This is a genomic window from Microbispora sp. NPDC046933 (assembly GCF_040644635.1).
Lineage (GTDB): Bacteria > Actinomycetota > Actinomycetes > Streptosporangiales > Streptosporangiaceae > Microbispora.
Genome location: NZ_JBEYWW010000116.1, coordinates 1 through 1469 on the forward strand (window position 1 = coordinate 1; position 1469 = coordinate 1469).

Annotated in this window: 2 protein-coding genes; one reads left to right on the forward strand and one right to left on the reverse strand. The window is 43.0% G+C overall.

What is annotated here, in order from left to right; translation table 11 throughout:
• Positions 1–113 precede the first annotated feature (113 nt).
• Positions 114–1061, reverse strand: coding sequence for an IS30 family transposase (locus ABZ857_RS44210; protein WP_003130410.1), 948 nt, complete (start codon positions 1059–1061; stop codon positions 114–116).
• A gap of 172 nt (positions 1062–1233) precedes the next feature.
• Between ABZ857_RS44210 and ABZ857_RS44215 the strand changes: the two genes are divergently transcribed.
• Positions 1234–1469, forward strand: a 236-nt coding sequence (locus ABZ857_RS44215; RefSeq protein ID WP_357056960.1) for a DUF1275 family protein, incomplete at its 3' end; no start/stop codon positions are given.

The following is a 1469-nucleotide window of genomic DNA, read 5'->3' on the forward strand; positions in this document are numbered from 1 at the left end:
GCGGCACCCGCCTCATAAGTCGCGGCCGCCTGCGCTGTGCCGGCGCTCCAGCCCATCTGCCCGGCCGCGCCTGCCAGCACCGCGCCTTTGATCAGTCAAATTGCAAGTCCAAGTTAGCCAGCCAAGCTCATCTCATATGAACTCTTATAGTTGAACATTTTTCTTGGATAATGGTTCATCCAATACTCGATAGCGGCGACTTCTTCAGGGGTCGTCTTTGTTGTGCCTTTTGGCAGATGCCTACGAATCATTCGGTTATGGTTTTCATTCGTCCCTCGCTCAAAGCTCGCGTAGGCGTGTGCATAGTAAACTGGACAGCTTACGACCTCAGAGAGCCTTGCAAATTCATGGCCATTGTCAGGGGTAATGGATTTGAAGTCATAACTTTTTTGAAGTTCCACCAGCTCATCATTGACCGCCTGTGCTGTTTTCCCATCAATCAAGCGAATGATCTCCGTGCGGTATTTTCGCTCTGTGAGCGTCAAAAGCACCTTGTTCTTAGCTCTCGTAAGAATGACCGTGTCAATCTCGTAATGCCCCACTTCTAAGCGATTGTTAATGAACTCAGGCCGTTCTTCAATAGACTTACCAAAAGGATGCTTTGGCGCACGAGGTTTGATTTTCTTTGCCGCCTTATACTGCGGATAGAAAAGATGATGACGCTTGGCTTCTAACCAGCCCCAGTTGACCCAATTGTAGAGGCTGCTCAGAGAAACTCCTTTTAGAGCCTGATGAATGACTTCCAAAGAGTCCTTGTCTTCTTTAAGACGTGTACTCACATAACAATCAATCTCAGTCGTGAGTTTACTCGGACGAACACTGTGAGCCCTCAATCCTTCATAATTTTCTTGAGCCTTTTTAGCAGAGTATTTTACCTTCCGCTTGAGCTGGATTTCCCCTCGCTTCATCTCTCTGTCAATCGTCCCATGAGCTTTATTCAATAAGCGCGCAATCTCACGGTTGCTCAGTCCTTCTTTATTGTGCCAACGTTCAATGTTTAAACGGTCTTGATTGGTCAGGTGTTTCCCTTTGCTCTGGCTTGTGATAGAATAGTCTTGCATCTGAATTTCCTTTTTATACTATTTGGTCGAACTTCTAGTATAAGAGATTCAGATGTTTTTTGCTTGACTCAAGGTGGCTAACTTCATTTTACAATTTGCGATTTAATTTTTTATTTTAAATAGAGTACATTAGATTATCATTGTGCTATAATGACCTTATCTTTTACAGATTATGAAGGAAAAAATTAAGCTTAAATCCGCAGTCCATTCTAAAGAAAGTTTACTTGTTGCTCTATTACTTGCCATGAATACAGGCTTTGTTGATGCCTTTACCTTTTTTCATTTTGACGGCCGTTTCGCTAGTCTCCAAACTGGGAATTTGATTCAGACTGGAATTAATTTAGCCCATGGAAATTTGGAGAAAGCTTTTCAATTTATTATTCCAATTTTATTTTTTGCACTAGGTGC